The following is a 16023-nucleotide window of genomic DNA, read 5'->3' on the forward strand; positions in this document are numbered from 1 at the left end:
ATAAATTGAATGTTAATTTTAAAGAATTTCTCAAGAGATAAAAAGAAAAAGTACTGATGAAGAATGAAAATTAAGGATTATTTTGATCTAAGGAAAATAAAAAGAGATGGCTGGGGTACTAGGATTCGAACCTAGGAATGCTGGGATCAAAACCCAGTGCCTTACCGCTTGGCGATACCCCAAAAGAAAAAAACTAACTTTCGTTAGTTCATTTAGATTTGGAAATAAGATGGCTGGAGTACTAGGATTCGAACCTAGGAATGCTGGGATCAAAACCCAGTGCCTTACCGCTTGGCGATACTCCAGTCGTTTTATTTGCAAGCTTCAAATGGTGCGGGACGAGGGACTTGAACCCACACACCTCTCGGCGCCAGAACCTAAATCTGGTGCGTCTACCAATTTCGCCAGTCCCGCAAATGGTGGCTACAACGAGATTCGAACTTGTGACCCCAACATTATGAGTGTTGTGCTCTAACCAGCTGAGCTATGTAGCCATTTGCGTCACCATATCGGCTTTGCGGGGCGTATTATGCTGATTTAGAGCTATCTCGTCAAATACTTTTTTGAAAAAAGTAATTTTTTCTGCTTGTTTGACTAGAGATTCGGCAAATTGTTAGAAAAAACATCAATAACTTTTAAAATTCGCTTATTTTATAGTAAGTTATAAATCTTCTTTTAGGATTCCATTTCTTTCTTCAAAGTAGCTAATACCGATTCTATATTAGGTAATTCACCTTCCCATAATTTAAAAGCGTAGGCAGCTTGCCCAACTAACATACCTAGACCATCTTGGCATTGTGTTGCACCTTGAGAACGTGCATAGTTGAGAAATGGTGTTTGCATGTTGGGAGCATACTGCATATCGTAAAGTTTAGCTTGGATAAGCATTTTCTTTGGCAATTCAACACATTTTCCTTGTAAACCCAAAGACGTTGCATTGATGATAAGATCGAAAGATTGCTCTGCCATATTATCTAAATAAGCGGTCTGAATTGTGCCAAATTTTGCAAATTTTTCCGCTAAACTCACCGCTTTCTCCAACGTTCGATTATAAATCGTGATCTGCTGTTGAGCTTGTAATAGTGGATAAAGTACGCCTTTTGTTGCACCACCTGCGCCTAGAATCAGTACTCGTTGATTTGGCTTTAGCCAGCCAAGTCGATCCAAATCAGAGACTAAACCTACACCATCGGTATTATCTGCATATAAACGCCCATCATCTAAACGTTTAAGCGTATTACACGCTTCCGCTTGTAAGCAACCTTCGCTATATACATCGGCTAAGGCAAAAGCTCGTTCTTTAAATGGTGCGGTGATATTTCCCCCTTTTGCACCATCGGCAAAGAACTGCTGTAGTTGACTTTCAAACTGCTGTTCATCGCCCAATTTAGCCACATAAGAGATTGATTTGCCAGTTTGTTCGCCAAAAAGTGTATGAATACGGGGAGATTTACTTTGTGAAATCGGGTTTCCCCAAACGGCGTAGTGGTTCATTGTTTATCCTTGTCTAAAAATATGCTGGCTAAATATATCACGAATTTCGGATGGATTTTGCTTTCCACCTGTGGCTTGATCTAATACAGGGAAATCTTCACCAAATTGTTGACGAACTTCGTCGGCAGTTCGACAGGGCGGTAAACTCGTTAAATTTGCACTTGTTGATGTCAATGCAAATCCCGTAGCGGAGCAAAGTTCAGCAACAGCTGGCACTTGGCATAATCGAACCGCAATCGTCTCAAACTGCCCCTTTAAATAACGTGGTACGCTTTCCTTTGCAGGCATTACCCAAGTTATCGCTTGTTCGCCAACAGTTTCAAAACGTTGCCATTCACATTCAGTTAAACGGTTTTCATCAATATAAGGCAAGAGCAATTCGCTTTTATGTGCAATTAAAATCAGCCCTTTCTCTTCAGGGCGATTTTTCAATTTCAGCAGAGATCTGACCGCTTGTTCAGATTGTGGATTACAACCCAATCCAAATACAGCTTCTGTCGGATAAGCAATCACTTGATTTTGTTTGAGTTTTTCAACAATTTGATTAAAAGAAGACATTATTCATTTTCACTAAATAGGTGCTGACATTTTTTGTTCGCACAAAGAAAATAGGATTTACCACGTACTTTTTTGATAATTGCCAACTCACATTGGCATTCAGGACACGGCTGTTTTTGTGGTTTACTCGGCAAAGTAAATTTACATTCAGGAAACCCTGCACAACCATAAAATGTTTTACCCAAACGCCCTGTACGAGCGACTAGTTTATGTTGTTTACATTCAGGGCAGTCAAACTCTTCTTCTACTTCAGCTTCTTCATGCACGGTAAAATGGCAATCAGGATAGTGGCTACAGCCAATAAACATACCAAAATGCCCTTGTTTTAATTGTAGTGGCGATTTGCATTCAGGGCAAAGTTCATCTAACGTTTTAATAACATGGCTTGCTTGATGAAGCGGTTTGAGATAATCGCATTCAGGATAATTAGAACAGCCAAGAAAAAGCCCTTGTTTTCCCCGTTTAAGTTGTAACGGGGAGTGGCATTGTGGGCAAAGTTCTGCTTGTTTGGTAGATTTAAAAAGGCTCATTTCTCAATTAAATTAGTTCAAATTCAATGACAAAAAAGTCGTTATCGTTCGGATAAATCTCTTTGATAACCTGTTTAAGCTGTTCCAAGCTCATGTTTTCTTGCTGTGCATGTTTCTCATTGAGTTGTTCAAAGTGAATTGGAGTAACCGAGATGACCTGAATATGTGCAAACAAGCGGTCAGTTTCATTGGTAAAAACGCAAAGTTTTTGCCCTACTTGAAAGTGTGACTCTGATTTATCTCGAATGGTAATTGTCTTTTTACCGCTAACAATATCTGCTTCAAAACGGCTAAAAAAAGTAATCTTATTCATCGTATTCGTCATAATCTATCTCCAATAAATGCCCAAAGTGATCATGGTAAAAACCGTGACTCACCATATATCGCCACATTTTTTGCTTTGCTTTAAGATCCCAGCTACGTGGACGCTTTTTCTCAAAAAGTCGCTCCGCCAATTCAAAGAAATCTATTTCAGATTCATCAAGTGCTTGGCTGATCACCCACTCTTTCACACCTTTTTGTTGTAACTCTTGTTTCAATCGGCGTGGTCCATAGCCTTGTTGCGAGCGGTAACGTACATAGCTTGTCGCAAAACGTTCATCACTTTGCCAACCATTTGTTTGAGCCTGAATAATCGCTTGCTCTACTTCTTCAAGCTCATATTCTTTGAGTTGCAACTTATGGTGTAGCTCCATCTCGCTATATTCTCGCTTAGAGAGAAGATAGAGTAAATAACTGCTCGCAGAGTATTTATTTTTCATGGTTAATGGTAGTCAAAATAAAAATGCGGTTTATAAAACCGCATTTAATCCTTATAGCTCTTCTTCGTTAAATTCTTCAGAATCATCTTCGGCAACATCAGCATTTTTTGCTTTTAACGTATTATTCGCTGTTAAAGCCTGACGGATATCTTGTTCGATTTTATTTGCAATCTCAGGATTTTCTTTTAACCAAGTCACTGCATTATTCTTACCTTGACCAATCTTCGTTCCTTCATAAGAGAACCAAGCCCCTGATTTCTGAATAAATCCATTTGCTTCGGCAAGAATTAATAGTTCACTCATACGAGAAATTCCTTCGCCGTACATAATATCAAATTGTACTTCACGGAATGGCGGAGCAACTTTATTTTTCACGACCTTGACTTTGGTTTCACTACCAATCACTTCATCGCCATCTTTTACCACACCGCTACGACGAATATCTAAACGTACAGATGCGTAGAATTTTAATGCATTACCACCCGTCGTAGTTTCAGGGTTACCAAACATCACACCAATTTTCATACGAATTTGGTTAATAAATACCACAAGGCAGTTTGTATTTTTAATATTCGCCGTCAATTTACGTAATGCTTGCGACATTAAACGAGCTTGTAAACCCATATGTGAGTCGCCCATTTCACCTTCGATTTCTGCTTTTGGTGTTAATGCAGCTACTGAGTCTACAATAATGACATCAACTGCTCCAGAACGAACTAAAGCATCACAAATTTCAAGCGCTTGTTCTCCATTATCAGGCTGAGAAATTAATAACTCATCGGTATTGACACCTAAATTTCGTGCATATACAGGATCTAAAGCATGTTCGGCATCAATAAAGGCACACGTTTTTCCTGTCTGCTGTGCTTGAGCAATTAAAGAAAGCGTTAGTGTTGTTTTACCTGAAGACTCAGGTCCGTAAATTTCAACAATACGGCCCATTGGTAAGCCACCAATACCCAATGCCATATCTAAACCGAGAGAACCTGTTGAAACGGCTTCAATATCAAGCTGTTGAGTTTGACCTAACTTCATAATTGAGCCTTTACCAAACTGTTTCTCAATTTGGGTTAAGGCTGCTTCTAATGCTTTTTGTTTACTTTCAGGATCAACTTGTTTAACTGCAGAATTATTTGCTTTTGAAGATTTTTTATTGTCAGCCATGATGCTTTCCTTTATCTATTCGATGTTCATATACGACGAGCTTATCGTCACTTAACTGTAAATTATTATACTGTTTACTCATACAGTTTCAACTGTTTTTTTCAGATTTTTCGATCGAGATCCCAAAATTTGTAAAACTATTTCAAAATCTGACCGCTTGCAATGGAGATCGCTCTTGCCGGGTCAAAAGGATTCAATGCATTAATCAACATTATCTGCTCATAATCAAAAAGATCTTCTGCACGAATGTCCGTTAAAGAGACTTTTTGCTCTTCAAGAAGGCGAGTTAACTGCGTACCTTTTAATAAATAATGATTGGGGCTATACCATTTTCCTTGTTTTAAAAACAATAAATTACCAATAGTACAATCACTGACAAAACCACGATGAATAATAATAATTTCATCGGTATTTTCTGTTTTTAGTTTATCTAATGCAATACGATTACTATATTTAAATTGATAATCGATATTTTCAACATAGACACATTGAAACGTCTTTATTTTTCTAGGTTGATAAGGATAAAAATTAATTTGATAAGTCGTTTCATTATAATCTATTCTACAACGAATCAATCCTTTCGTATATTCATCTTTAACCTGAATAATTTTAGATAAATCCCATTTTGGATTACGCTTAAAATAATAAGTAAATGCATTATCTATTCGTTTTTGATGGTAAGAAATATTTTGAATTTCGCCATCAATAATTGCTAATGTTTCAAACAATGGGAATTGGCACATAAATCTTCTCTAAAATTTCACGATATTCGTCATCTAATTGACTTAATGCAGTGATGCCACCACCACTTCTAAAATAATATTTATCGTTTTCTTTTTCAATATAACGAATAGCAACGGCACTTTCTACATTTTCACCATCAAAATAACCAAACACTCCCGTATAGTAGCCACGTTCTTGCTGCTCAGCCTTTTGAATAATTTCAACAGTTTTAACCTTAGGTGCGCCACTAATTGAACCCGCAGGTAATAATTTATCAAGCATTGTACCAATATTTTCTTGCCAGTTTTCGTCAAGTTCACCACAAATTTCAGAACTCGTTTGATAAATTGCTCCACGATGCGTTTCTACTTTTTCCACATAGCGATATTTTGTTACCTGAATATATTTTGACACTAAGGCTAAATCATTACGAATTAAATCAACAATCGTATTATGTTCTGTAAACTCTTTTTCTGAGTTTAGTAATTTTTCTATAGCATTGTTTTCATCCGCATTTATTGTCCCTTTCATTGGATAAGAATAAATTTTATTATTTTCGATACGAATAAAACACTCAGGTGAAAAACAAGTAAACTGATCGTTAAAGAGTAGTTTGTATTTAGCTCTGCTTTGTTGAAAGATTTGCTCTAAATGATAATTTATTTTAACTTCTGTTTTTTGTGTTAAGTTTAAAAGGTAACTATTTCCCATTTGAATTTCATGTTGTACTAACTCAAATGCCTTTTGGTATTTCTCAAAATCAACAGGAAAAACATTAAGTTCAAATTGTTTATTTATTTCTAATGGATTAACTAATTTACCTTTGTTATTAAAATCAAATTGAATGTTTTTTTCTGACATTTCAGAATATAGAAAAATAAGTGGCTTTTGTTTTTCAAAGTCAATTAAAAAGAAAAAAGGCAAACGCATTTTGCCATATTGATTTGCCGTTTCGATAAATTGTTGCATTTTACTTTTCATTAGGCGTTAGTTCTCACTCATGTTTACGATACAAGGCATTTGGTGGATTTTCATCGCTATTATAGCGAGTTTTACGCTACGGTATATATTTGAAAAAATGATGAGATAGCGTCATCATGGCTTTTATTGTTTCGGATTAACCGAATTTATCTATTTTGTAGTATCATTTCACCCAATTATGTTTTATAAGCGGTTCGATCTTGCCTGTTTTTTGCAAAATGTCTTCATGATCTCACCGCTTGTTATTTTATTTGGATGAGATAATGCAACAAAATCACTACCGTGGGCGTTTTTCCGTTGCCCCAATGCTCGACTGGACAACCCGTCACTGTCGCTATTTTCACCGTCAATTTACCCAACATAGCTTGCTGTATAGCGAGATGATCACCGCCCCTGCGATTTTGCACGCAAAATACGATCTGTTGGCTTACGATCCGACTGAAAATCCTGTTGCCTTGCAGTTAGGCGGAAGCGATCCTGAACAGTTGGCGAAATGTGCCAAACTGGTTGAAGAACGTGGCTATGCAGAGATTAATTTGAATGTTGGCTGTCCGTCTGATCGTGTGCAAAATGGGATGTTCGGGGCTTGTTTAATGGGAAAAGCGGAATTGGTGGCTCGTTGTGTAGAAGCGATGAAAAATGAAGTGAACATTCCTGTGACGGTAAAACATCGTATCGGCATTGATGAGCTGGATAGCTATGAATTTCTCTGTGATTTCATTGAACAAATTCAGCCTTATTGCGATGATTTTATTGTTCACGCTCGCAAAGCGTGGCTGTCGGGGCTAAGTCCGAAAGAAAATCGGGAAATTCCACCGCTTGATTATGAACGAGTGTATCAGCTCAAGCGAGATTTTCCGCATCTGAATATCAGCATTAACGGTGGCATTAAAACTATTGACGAAATCAAACAGCATCTGCAATTTGTGGACGGCGTCATGGTTGGGCGTGAAGCCTATCAAAATCCGTCTCTACTCGGCTATATTGACCGTGAACTGTTTGACCCAACGGCAGAGATTGTTACACCGAAACAAGCGGTCGAAAAAATGTTGCCTTATATTGAGCAACAGCTTTCACAAGGGGTTTATTTAAATCACATTGTTCGACATATGCTTGGGGCATTTCAGAATTGCAAAGGGGCAAGACAGTGGCGTCGCCATTTAAGTGAAAATGCCTGTAAGCAAGGGGCTGACTTAAAGGTTGTGATTGAAGCATTAAAATTTGTCGAAACAGAATGAAAAAATATATCTTTATTATCACGCTAGCCAGTATAGTCACGGCTTGTACAAACCAATTAGTGAAACCTTTTGAGCAATCAAAGGGCATTCATACTCAAGCAGAGATAGTTTCAAACAATGTGCTTATTATTTTTTATGATCAACGTGTTGGAAAACAGCCTTTGATCAAGGCGATTCAACGCTATCAAGCCGAAACCGTTTATGAATATGAAAATATGAATGGATTTGCCATTCGGATTCCAAAAGGGAAAAATATTGAGCACGCTGAAGCCTTTTTTAAAGAAGTAGAAGGGGTACTAAGCGTAGAAAGAGATCAAATAATGCAATTACATTGATAAACAAGCGGTCAGATTCTCATAAAATTTTACAAAAATTTTTCATTTCCCCTTGAAATCTCAAATCATGCCACCAAATACCCAACGTTGCGTCACATTAGGTGACGCAAAATTTTTCAATTAAATTTTAGGAGCAACACAATGAAAATTCGTCCGTTACACGACAAAGTGATTTTAAAACGTGAAGAAGTCGAAACAAAATCAGCAGGTGGTATCGTTTTAACTGGTTCTGCTGCTACTAAATCAACCCGTGGTAAAGTACTTGCGGTTGGCAATGGTCGTACTTTAGACAATGGCACTGTGTTACCGTTAAATGTGAAAGTCGGCGATGTGGTGATTTTCAATGAGTATGGTGTAAAAGAAGAGAAAATTGACGGCGAGACGGTGTTGATTCTTTCAGAAGATAATATTTTGGCAGTAGTCGAGTAGTTTTTTATCTAGGGCTACACGTCCTAGGCTATGTATAAATAGGCTACTAGGTAGCCATTAGTAGAAAAAGAACCCCTTAGGGGTTCATCAATGCTTAACCTAGGGCGTGTAGCCCTAGGAGATAAAGGAACAGAAAAATGGCAGCAAAAGACGTAAAATTTGGTAATGACGCTCGTGTGAAAATGTTAAAGGGCGTGAATGTATTAGCAGACGCAGTGAAAGTGACATTAGGTCCGAAAGGTCGTAATGTGGTGTTAGATAAAGCTTTTGGAGCGCCAACAATCACCAAAGACGGTGTGTCCGTTGCTCGTGAAATCGAATTAGAAGATAAATTCGAAAATATGGGCGCTCAAATGGTGAAAGAAGTAGCCTCTAAAGCGAACGATGCAGCCGGTGACGGTACAACTACCGCAACAGTTTTAGCACAAGCGATTGTGAATGAAGGCTTGAAAGCCGTTGCTGCAGGTATGAACCCAATGGATTTAAAACGTGGTATCGACAAAGCGGTTGCAGCTGTGGTTGAAGAATTAAAATCACTTTCTAAACCGTGCGAAACGTCGAAAGAGATCGAACAAGTTGGTACGATTTCAGCGAACTCAGACAGCACAGTGGGTAAATTAATTGCTCAAGCAATGGAAAAAGTGGGCAAAGAAGGCGTAATTACCGTTGAAGATGGCACAGGTTTAGAAGATGCGTTAGACGTGGTTGAAGGTATGCAATTTGACCGTGGTTACTTATCGCCATATTTCATCAACAAACCAGAAGCCGGCACGGTGGAATTAGAAAATCCATACATTCTTTTAGTGGATAAGAAAATCTCCAATATCCGTGAAATTCTGCCTGTGTTAGAAGCGGTTGCCAAAGCAGGTAAACCATTGTTAATTATCGCAGAAGATATTGAAGGCGAAGCGTTAGCGACCTTAGTCGTGAACACAATGCGTGGTATCGTGAAAGTGGCAGCGGTGAAAGCACCGGGCTTTGGCGATCGCCGTAAAGCGATGTTACAAGATATTGCGATCTTAACCGCAGGTACTGTGATCTCAGAAGAGATCGGTATGGAACTTGAGAAAGCAACGATTGAAGAGTTAGGTCAAGCGAAACGTGTGGTGATCTCAAAAGATAACACCACCATCATTGACGGTGTGGGCGATGAAGCACAAATCAAAGGTCGTGTGGCACAAATTCGCCAACAAATCGAAGATTCAACGTCTGACTACGATAAAGAAAAACTCCAAGAGCGTGTCGCGAAACTTGCTGGCGGTGTTGCGGTGATTAAAGTCGGTGCAGCAACGGAAGTTGAGATGAAAGAGAAGAAAGATCGTGTAGACGATGCACTTCACGCAACCCGTGCGGCAGTGGAAGAAGGTATCGTTGCAGGTGGCGGCGTTGCGTTAGTGCGTGCGGCAAGCAAAGTGGCTGATACTGTGAAAGGCGACAACGAAGAACAAAACGTGGGTATTCGTTTAGCACTACGTGCAATGGAAGCTCCACTTCGCCAAATCGTGACCAACGCAGGCGAAGAAGCATCTGTGGTTGCTCGCAACGTGAAAGACGGCAACGGCAACTACGGCTATAACGCTGCAACGGAACAGTACGGCGATATGTTAGAAATGGGTATCTTAGACCCAACAAAAGTAACCCGTTCTGCATTACAGTTCGCGGCGTCTATCGCTGGTTTGATGATCACCACGGAATGTATGGTGACAGACTTACCAAAAGAAGAAAAAGCTGACCTAGGCGCTGGAATGGGCGGTATGGGTGGAATGGGCGGAATGATGTAGTTTTGTTCAACCAATAAGCAAAAACCACTGAGAAATCAGTGGTTTTTTATTTTATATTAAATCTCTTTTTGTTGGTATAACCAATTACGCAGTATTTGTTCTCCATACTCAGTAATAAAGGATTCGGGGTGAAATTGCACCCCATAAATCGGTAGTGAGCAATGTTTTACCGCCATTAATACCCCTTGATCGCAGGTTGAGGTTGGCACAAGCGGTGTGTTTTTGAGCGATTTTTGCGAAATCGCCCATGAGTGATACAAGCCGATATGAAAACGTTCGGGCAAATTAGCAAATAAAGGATTATCGGTTTGTTGGATCAACGGACGTTGCTGACCGTGACGAACATTTGAGAGATTGTAAAGCTCTCCGCCGAAAAATTCGCATAAGGTTTGATGTCCGAGACAGACGCCCAAAATAGATTTGTGTTGATGATACCGCTCTAACATCTCAAACAGTTGCGGATAAGCCCTTGGCACATCAGGGCCAGGCGAAATCATAATGTGGCTAAACTGCTCAATCTCGTCCAAATCCAACTCTTCGACAGACACCACTTTCATCTCTGCCCCGATTTTTCGCAATAAATCGACCAAATTGAATGTGAAAGAGTCGTGGTTATCAATAATAAGTAACATTAGGCGTTATCCTGTTCTGTTCGTGTCTCAATCGTTTTTTCAATCTGCTTTTCAATCGGTTTCTCAATAAGCAAGGTTAAACGTGTGGTATCCCAATCCGTTTCAAGCAATTCGACCTGTGGCGTGCTTTGTTGAGCCTTAGCCGAAAGCTGTTGAAAACGTTCAACTTTACCCAGTAAGCCTTGTTTACCCACCAATGCGGTAACACTTTGATTATATTGATTACTTGCGGTATTGAGCGTATTGCCCAATTTTGCCAAACGTTCGGCAATCAAACAAACTTGATTGTAAATATCCCCTGCTTTTTCGCTGATTTCACGGGCTTCGGCATTGCCTCGCTCAATTCGCCACAGGTTCGCCACCGTGCGTAAAATCGGCATTAGGGTCGTGTGAGACACCAAAATCACATTGCGTTCATAGCCAAAATTAAACAGTTGCGGATCGTGCTTCATCGCCTCAATGTAGGCTGGCTCTATCGGCACAAACATCAGCACAAAATCAGGGCTTTTAATGCCAATCAAATTGCTGTAATTTTTCTTCGACAATCCATCAATATGGGTACGCAACGAACGGCAATGCTCATCAAGAGCCTGCTGAATTGCAAATGGATCGTCCGATCTCACCGCTTGATCGTACGCCACTAGCGACACTTTACTGTCTAAAATCAAATGCTTATCGTCAGGCAACTTTACCACAAAATCGGGAGCAAAGCGTTTGCCTTTCTCATCTCGATAGCTCTCTTGTGCCAAATAGTGATCGCCTGCCAATAATCCAGCCGACTGCAAAGCACTTTCGAGCTGAATTTCGCCCCAGTTACCTGCAATTTTATTGCTACCTTTTAAGGCGGTCGTGAGATTTTGTGCTTCTTGCGACATCGACAGCCCAATTTCTAGCACACGTTTAATCTCCGCCCCTAAATCCGCATTTCCTTTAATCGCCTCACTATGCACCTCGTTCACTCGTCTTTGAAAGCTCTCAATCTGCTCTTTAAAGGGCTTGAGCAACAAGTCTAACGCCGACTGATTGCTCTGTGAAAAAGACTTGCTTTTCTCTTCCAAAATTTGTTGAGCAAGGTGTTGAAATTCCACATTTAACTGCTGGCGAACTTCTAAAAAATTCCGCTGTTGAGCGTCAAAATTTGCCTGTTTTTCGTGAAGTGTTGTGCGTAATTCGGTCAATTCCTGTTGCGTTTGGGAAAATTTTGCCTGTAACTGACCGCTTTCATTCCGCTGTTGTAGAAGCTGTAACTGTGATTGTTGCAACTGCTCTTCCAAACTTTCCGCTTTAGTTTGAGCCGATCCAATCCGCTCTTTTAGCTCATTAATATAGCGTTCGAGCTGATCTTCTTGTTGCTCCGCTTGCTCCAGCTGTAACTGTAATTTTGAAATTGCCACATCTCGCTCATTTAAACGCTCAAGGGTGGCTTCGGCTTTGCTCTGCTGTTGAATTGCAAATTGCTCCACCTGATTTTTTTCAACAGCAAGCTGTTCCGCCCGTTGAGAAACGGCAGAAAATTGCGTTTGAAGTTGGTTCAAATCTTGTTGCAATTCTAGGCTATCTCGCTGTGAACGAGAGTAGCTAAAGAATAGAAACAATGAAATCAAGCAGAGTAAAGCTATTGCAACGTAAAGCCAAATTGGGTCGATATTCATAGATATAATACTGTAAAAATAACTAGTGGTATTGTAGCGAATTTTGGGGAAAAAATGCAAGTGTTGATCGCTCTACCAATCTTTTTCTTCAAACCTTTCTACTAAAAAATCCACGACTTTACGAACCGCAAACGGTAATTTGTGGCGTGATGGATATAGCAGATAAATTTGATATGTCGGTAATTGCCATTCTGTCATTACAGCTTGTAGTTGCCCTGTGGCTAATTCCTTTTCAATCATATACTTAGGTAACATTGCGATGCCATTATGGGCTAGAACACTGTTAAGCAGTGCCGTTGTTTCGTTTGTCGTAAATTGGCTCGTCAATTCCAGTAAGACTTCTTGCTTATCCCGATAAAAACGCCATTCACGACGGTTGATATTAGCGTGAGTCAGGTATCGATGTTGACGCAAATCTTCAGGGTGATTTGGTATGCCGTATCGAGCAAGATAATCAGGGGTTGCCACCAATAAAGAGTGGCAAGCGGTGAGTTTACGTGCAACTAAATTCGGATCGGGATTGTTGGTGATTCTCACCGCAAGATCGATACGTTCTGCAATCAGATCTACAAGACGATCGCTTAAATCAAGTTGAATGTGCAGATTGGAGTGTTGCGCAAGAAAAGCATTTATCGCTTCAGTTAAATGGCTTGCACCAAAAGAGCTATTACTGCTAATGCGGATTGTGCCACGTAATTCCCCTTGTTGAGACATCATTTCCTGTTCCATTTCTGCGGTTAGATTTGCAATTTTTTGGCAGAAAGTCACCGCTTGTTCGCCCGCTTCAGTGAGCGATACTTTACGGGTCGTACGCTGAAATAGCCGTGCATTGAGCCACTCTTCCATTAATGCAATATAACGGCTGATCATCGGTTTAGATATGTCGAGTTGTTCTGCCGTTGCGGTGAAGCTCCCTGTTTCAGCAACGGAAAGAAAAACGTTTATTGCGGTCAGTTTGTCCATCAGTGAGATACCTTTTTGTTTCTTAATATGAAACAATTATATTCTAAAATCGCTGTTTTTCTATTTTTTTATTTCTTTATAATGCGCAACATCAACAGCGAGATAGTCGCTTTATTTCATTTAACATAGAAGGAAAACAGTATGAAAAGAATCGCAGTAATTGGCGCAACAGGTTATGTCGGCAGTGCAGTAGTGGCAGAGTTAGCGAATCGTGGTCATCAAGTGACTGCTTTTGCCCGCAATACGGAGAAAGTTGTCAAAGCAGAAAACGTACAAGCGGTCAGTTTTGACGTAAATTCTGCAAATTTTGCCGAGCAGTTAAAAGGTTTTGATGCCGTCGTAAGCGCATTCAACCCGGGTTGGACAAACCCAAATATCGCAGAAGATTTTACCCGTGGGGCAAATGCGATTGTGGAAGCGGCAAAAGTTGCACAAGTGCCTTATTTATTAGTGGTTGGCGGTGCTGGTAGCTTATTTGTTGCACCAAATGTACAACTGATTGATACACCAGAGTTTCCTGCAGAAATCTTTGCTGGTGCCAATGCTGCACGTAACTTACTTAACGATTTACGTGATCGTCGTGATGTAAATTGGGCATTTGTTTCACCACCAGCGTTACTTGGCGCAGATGCTGGCTTTAGCGAAGAACGTACGGGCGAATACCGTTTAGGCAGTGAAGAGTTACTAATGAATGGCGATATTCCAGCGGGCATCAGTGTAGCAGATTTAGCGATTGCCATCGCTGATGATGCAGAGCAACAGGCGCATTTGTTTAAACGTTTTACTGTAGCAAGTAAGTAATTATTGACGGAAAACATGCAGTGGGATTTTGGGGCATTTGTAATTGTAAATAGGTGCTAAAATCTCACTGTTTGTTTTATCTAACCAACACTATTCTTCTCTCTAATAGCCCATCAGATTTTCGTTCAAAATCTCCCCTACATTTGTTAGAATCGCCTGAAATTCTATGTAGAAGAATTAGGTGGAGTGACATAAAAATGCAGAACTTAGGTAATTATCTATATCAAGTATTAAGTGAACTTGGTTCAGCAAAACAGCAACCATTCAAAGATCACAAGTTGGCAAATTTTCTTCGAGATGAATTTCCTAAAGAAATTTCTGGCATCCTTAAAGCAAATAACCTTTCTTCTTATTCTATAAAAGGGCATCCGGGTAATGGTGGTTGGGCGGATATATTATGGATTGAGATTATTAATCCTAGTATCACTCAATCGGTGCAATCGGATATTTATCCTACGTATCTTTTTAAATCTGATGGCTCTGGTGTTTACCTTTCTTTGCAACAAGGAGCCGATAAACTTTCTAATGAGCAATTTTCTAAGTTTGCAACATTTAAATCAACTCTTTTATCCAATATTCCAGAACTCCAAGGTTGGAATACAAATTTTATTGATTTGTTAGCTTCGACCACCCGTAGTAAAAATTACGAGAAAACTAATTTAGCAGCAAAATTCTATGATAGAGAGCATATCCCTTCAGATGAAGAATTAATATCTGATTTATTTGCGATGTTAAAGTTATATGAAAAGGTTGCAAAGCAAATAAAATCAGAACAGCAAAAAAGTGAAGTTATAGCTGAAAATGATGTAAAGCAAAATTTACTTTCGATCCCCAAGCCATTCCTTCTTCTCGCTGGTATATCAGGTACAGGCAAATCACGTTTTGTGCGTGAACAAGTCGTGGAATCTGAACGTAGTGAACGTTATCAATTAGTTGCCGTTCGTCCTGATTGGCACGAACCTTCAGATTTATTGGGTTATGTTTCTCGTTTAAGTGGAACAGCTCAATATGTGATGACTGATGTACTAAAATTTATTGTGAAAGCGTGGCAAGCGGTCGAAAAGGCGCAATTAATTGAAAACAATACAGTAAAAGGTTCAAAAGAGAAATTAGCAGAAGTTGCTCCTTATTGGCTCTGTTTAGATGAAATGAACCTTGCACCTGTAGAGCAATATTTTGCTGATTATCTTTCTATTATTGAAAGCCGTAAATGGGAATGGGTAAGTCCAAATCATTTTATCTATAAAACAGAAGCATTATTAAGTGCAACAGCTTGGGATACTATTGTAGGATTCAAAGAGCAACTTGGTGTTAGCGAAAAACTTTGGAATTTCTTTCAACAAAATGGTATTGGTATTCCGTTTAACTTGATTGTGGCGGGAACGGTAAATATGGATGAAACTACGCACGCTTTTTCTCGTAAGGTGTTAGATCGCGCTTTAAGTTTTGATTTTAGCGAGTTTTATCCTAATGATTTTGAATATTTCTTTGCACCTAAAACACAACAAAAACAACTTACTTATCCTATTTATTCGCAATTAACTCAAGAAAATTTAACGGAAGAGGAATTGGTTTTTGCAAAAAAATCTACTCAATTTCTAACTGCACTTAATAAAAAACTTGAGAATACGCCGTTTAAATTGGGTTATCGTGCACTCAATGAATTGTTATTGGGTTTGAAATCATATCAACCCAAAAATGATGATGAATTAGAAGCTGTGTGGGACGACTTTGTGATGATGAAAGTCTTACCGCGTATCGAGGGTGATGAGAATAAACTGGGGACGGTGTTAGATGATGTGGGAAATGTGCTAGAAACAAACTTAACTCATATTTGGAATGATGAATTGACTCGTCTTGACTTCTGGCAAACGGATAATGATGGTAACGAGTATAAAGTAAAATGCCGTACTAAGCCCAAATTAGCCCATATGAAAATGCAGTTAATCAAACGCGGTATGGTAAGTTTCTGGTAGATAAA

General features: G+C 39.4%; 17 protein-coding genes and 4 tRNA genes. 6 read left to right on the plus strand and 15 right to left on the minus strand.

Annotated elements, in window-relative coordinates; translation table 11 throughout:
- Window positions 1-107: 107 nt before the first annotated feature.
- The 12 genes from C5N92_RS03095 to C5N92_RS03150 all read right to left on the minus strand — a co-directional run bounded on the left by C5N92_RS03095 (window position 108) and on the right by C5N92_RS03150 (window position 6199).
- Window positions 108-182: transfer RNA gene (locus tag C5N92_RS03095), tRNA-Gln, on the minus strand.
- 48 nt (window positions 183-230) lie between these two features.
- A tRNA-Gln gene (locus tag C5N92_RS03100) sits at window positions 231-305 on the minus strand.
- A 24-nt stretch (window positions 306-329) separates the two neighbouring features.
- A tRNA-Leu gene (locus C5N92_RS03105) sits at window positions 330-414 on the minus strand.
- 3 nt (window positions 415-417) lie between these two features.
- Window positions 418-494 (minus strand) — tRNA-Met (locus C5N92_RS03110).
- Window positions 495-675: 181 nt separating this feature from the next.
- Window positions 676-1494 (minus strand): shikimate dehydrogenase, encoded by an 819-nt coding sequence (gene aroE, locus C5N92_RS03115; RefSeq protein ID WP_111749410.1) that lies wholly within the window; start codon window positions 1492-1494, stop codon window positions 676-678.
- Between the two features lie 3 nt (window positions 1495-1497).
- Window positions 1498-2052, minus strand: coding sequence for an L-threonylcarbamoyladenylate synthase type 1 TsaC (tsaC, locus tag C5N92_RS03120; protein ID WP_111749411.1), 555 nt, complete (start codon window positions 2050-2052; stop codon window positions 1498-1500).
- On the minus strand, window positions 2052-2582 hold the full coding sequence (locus C5N92_RS03125; RefSeq protein ID WP_111749412.1) for a DNA topoisomerase family protein: 531 nt from the start codon (window positions 2580-2582) through the stop codon (window positions 2052-2054). Before C5N92_RS03125 ends, tsaC begins: the two co-directional genes overlap by 1 nt.
- A gap of 7 nt (window positions 2583-2589) precedes the next feature.
- Window positions 2590-2895, minus strand: a complete 306-nt coding sequence (gene yqfB / locus C5N92_RS03130) for a N(4)-acetylcytidine aminohydrolase (RefSeq protein ID WP_111749439.1) — start codon at window positions 2893-2895, stop codon at window positions 2590-2592.
- Entirely contained in the window at window positions 2888-3343 is a 456-nt protein-coding gene (gene recX, locus C5N92_RS03135; protein WP_111749413.1) for a recombination regulator RecX, read from the minus strand. The genes yqfB and recX overlap by 8 nt, the downstream gene beginning before the upstream one ends.
- A 51-nt stretch (window positions 3344-3394) precedes the next feature.
- Window positions 3395-4507, minus strand: a complete 1113-nt coding sequence (gene recA, locus C5N92_RS03140) for a recombinase RecA (protein ID WP_111749414.1) — start codon at window positions 4505-4507, stop codon at window positions 3395-3397.
- A 137-nt stretch (window positions 4508-4644) separates the two neighbouring features.
- On the minus strand, window positions 4645-5250 hold the full coding sequence (locus C5N92_RS03145; RefSeq protein WP_111749415.1) for an aminotransferase class IV family protein: 606 nt from the start codon (window positions 5248-5250) through the stop codon (window positions 4645-4647).
- On the minus strand, window positions 5228-6199 hold the full coding sequence (locus C5N92_RS03150; protein ID WP_111749416.1) for an aminodeoxychorismate synthase component I: 972 nt from the start codon (window positions 6197-6199) through the stop codon (window positions 5228-5230). The genes C5N92_RS03145 and C5N92_RS03150 overlap by 23 nt, the downstream gene beginning before the upstream one ends.
- 275 nt (window positions 6200-6474) lie before the next feature.
- Here C5N92_RS03150 and dusA point away from each other — a divergent pair, with 275 nt between their 5' ends.
- The 4 genes from dusA to groL all read left to right on the plus strand — a co-directional run bounded on the left by dusA (window position 6475) and on the right by groL (window position 9994).
- Window positions 6475-7449 (plus strand): tRNA dihydrouridine(20/20a) synthase DusA, encoded by a 975-nt coding sequence (gene dusA / locus C5N92_RS03155; RefSeq protein ID WP_111749417.1) that lies wholly within the window; start codon window positions 6475-6477, stop codon window positions 7447-7449.
- Entirely contained in the window at window positions 7446-7784 is a 339-nt protein-coding gene (locus C5N92_RS03160) for a hypothetical protein (protein ID WP_111749418.1), read from the plus strand. The genes dusA and C5N92_RS03160 overlap by 4 nt, the downstream gene beginning before the upstream one ends.
- Before the next feature lie 141 nt (window positions 7785-7925).
- Window positions 7926-8213: a co-chaperone GroES gene (locus tag C5N92_RS03165; RefSeq protein ID WP_111749419.1), complete on the plus strand. Its 288-nt coding sequence runs from the start codon at window positions 7926-7928 to the stop codon at window positions 8211-8213.
- 137 nt (window positions 8214-8350) lie between these two features.
- The gene (groL, locus tag C5N92_RS03170) at window positions 8351-9994 is read left to right on the plus strand and encodes a chaperonin GroEL (RefSeq protein WP_111749420.1); all 1644 of its coding nucleotides are present in this window, start codon (window positions 8351-8353) and stop codon (window positions 9992-9994) included.
- 56 nt (window positions 9995-10050) lie between these two features.
- On the opposite strand, the gene C5N92_RS03175 is transcribed toward groL, so the two are convergent.
- The 3 genes from C5N92_RS03175 to C5N92_RS03185 all read right to left on the minus strand — a co-directional run bounded on the left by C5N92_RS03175 (window position 10051) and on the right by C5N92_RS03185 (window position 13241).
- Window positions 10051-10626 (minus strand): anthranilate synthase component II, encoded by a 576-nt coding sequence (locus tag C5N92_RS03175; RefSeq protein ID WP_111749421.1) that lies wholly within the window; start codon window positions 10624-10626, stop codon window positions 10051-10053.
- A complete protein-coding gene (locus tag C5N92_RS03180; RefSeq protein WP_111749422.1) occupies window positions 10626-12278 on the minus strand; it encodes a DNA recombination protein RmuC in 1653 nt (550 codons plus the stop codon). The genes C5N92_RS03175 and C5N92_RS03180 overlap by 1 nt, the downstream gene beginning before the upstream one ends.
- A gap of 72 nt (window positions 12279-12350) precedes the next feature.
- Entirely contained in the window at window positions 12351-13241 is an 891-nt protein-coding gene (locus C5N92_RS03185) for a LysR family transcriptional regulator (RefSeq protein WP_111749423.1), read from the minus strand.
- Between the two features lie 141 nt (window positions 13242-13382).
- Between C5N92_RS03185 and C5N92_RS03190 the strand changes: the two genes are divergently transcribed.
- Window positions 13383-14042, plus strand: coding sequence for an NAD(P)-dependent oxidoreductase (locus tag C5N92_RS03190; protein WP_111749424.1), 660 nt, complete (start codon window positions 13383-13385; stop codon window positions 14040-14042).
- A 197-nt stretch (window positions 14043-14239) separates the two neighbouring features.
- Window positions 14240-16018, plus strand: a complete 1779-nt coding sequence (locus C5N92_RS03195; protein ID WP_111749425.1) for an MrcB family domain-containing protein — start codon at window positions 14240-14242, stop codon at window positions 16016-16018.
- Window positions 16019-16023 lie beyond the last annotated feature (5 nt).

It is taken from the genome of Glaesserella australis (genome assembly GCF_003260095.1).
In the GTDB taxonomy this organism is placed as follows: domain Bacteria; phylum Pseudomonadota; class Gammaproteobacteria; order Enterobacterales; family Pasteurellaceae; genus Glaesserella; species Glaesserella australis.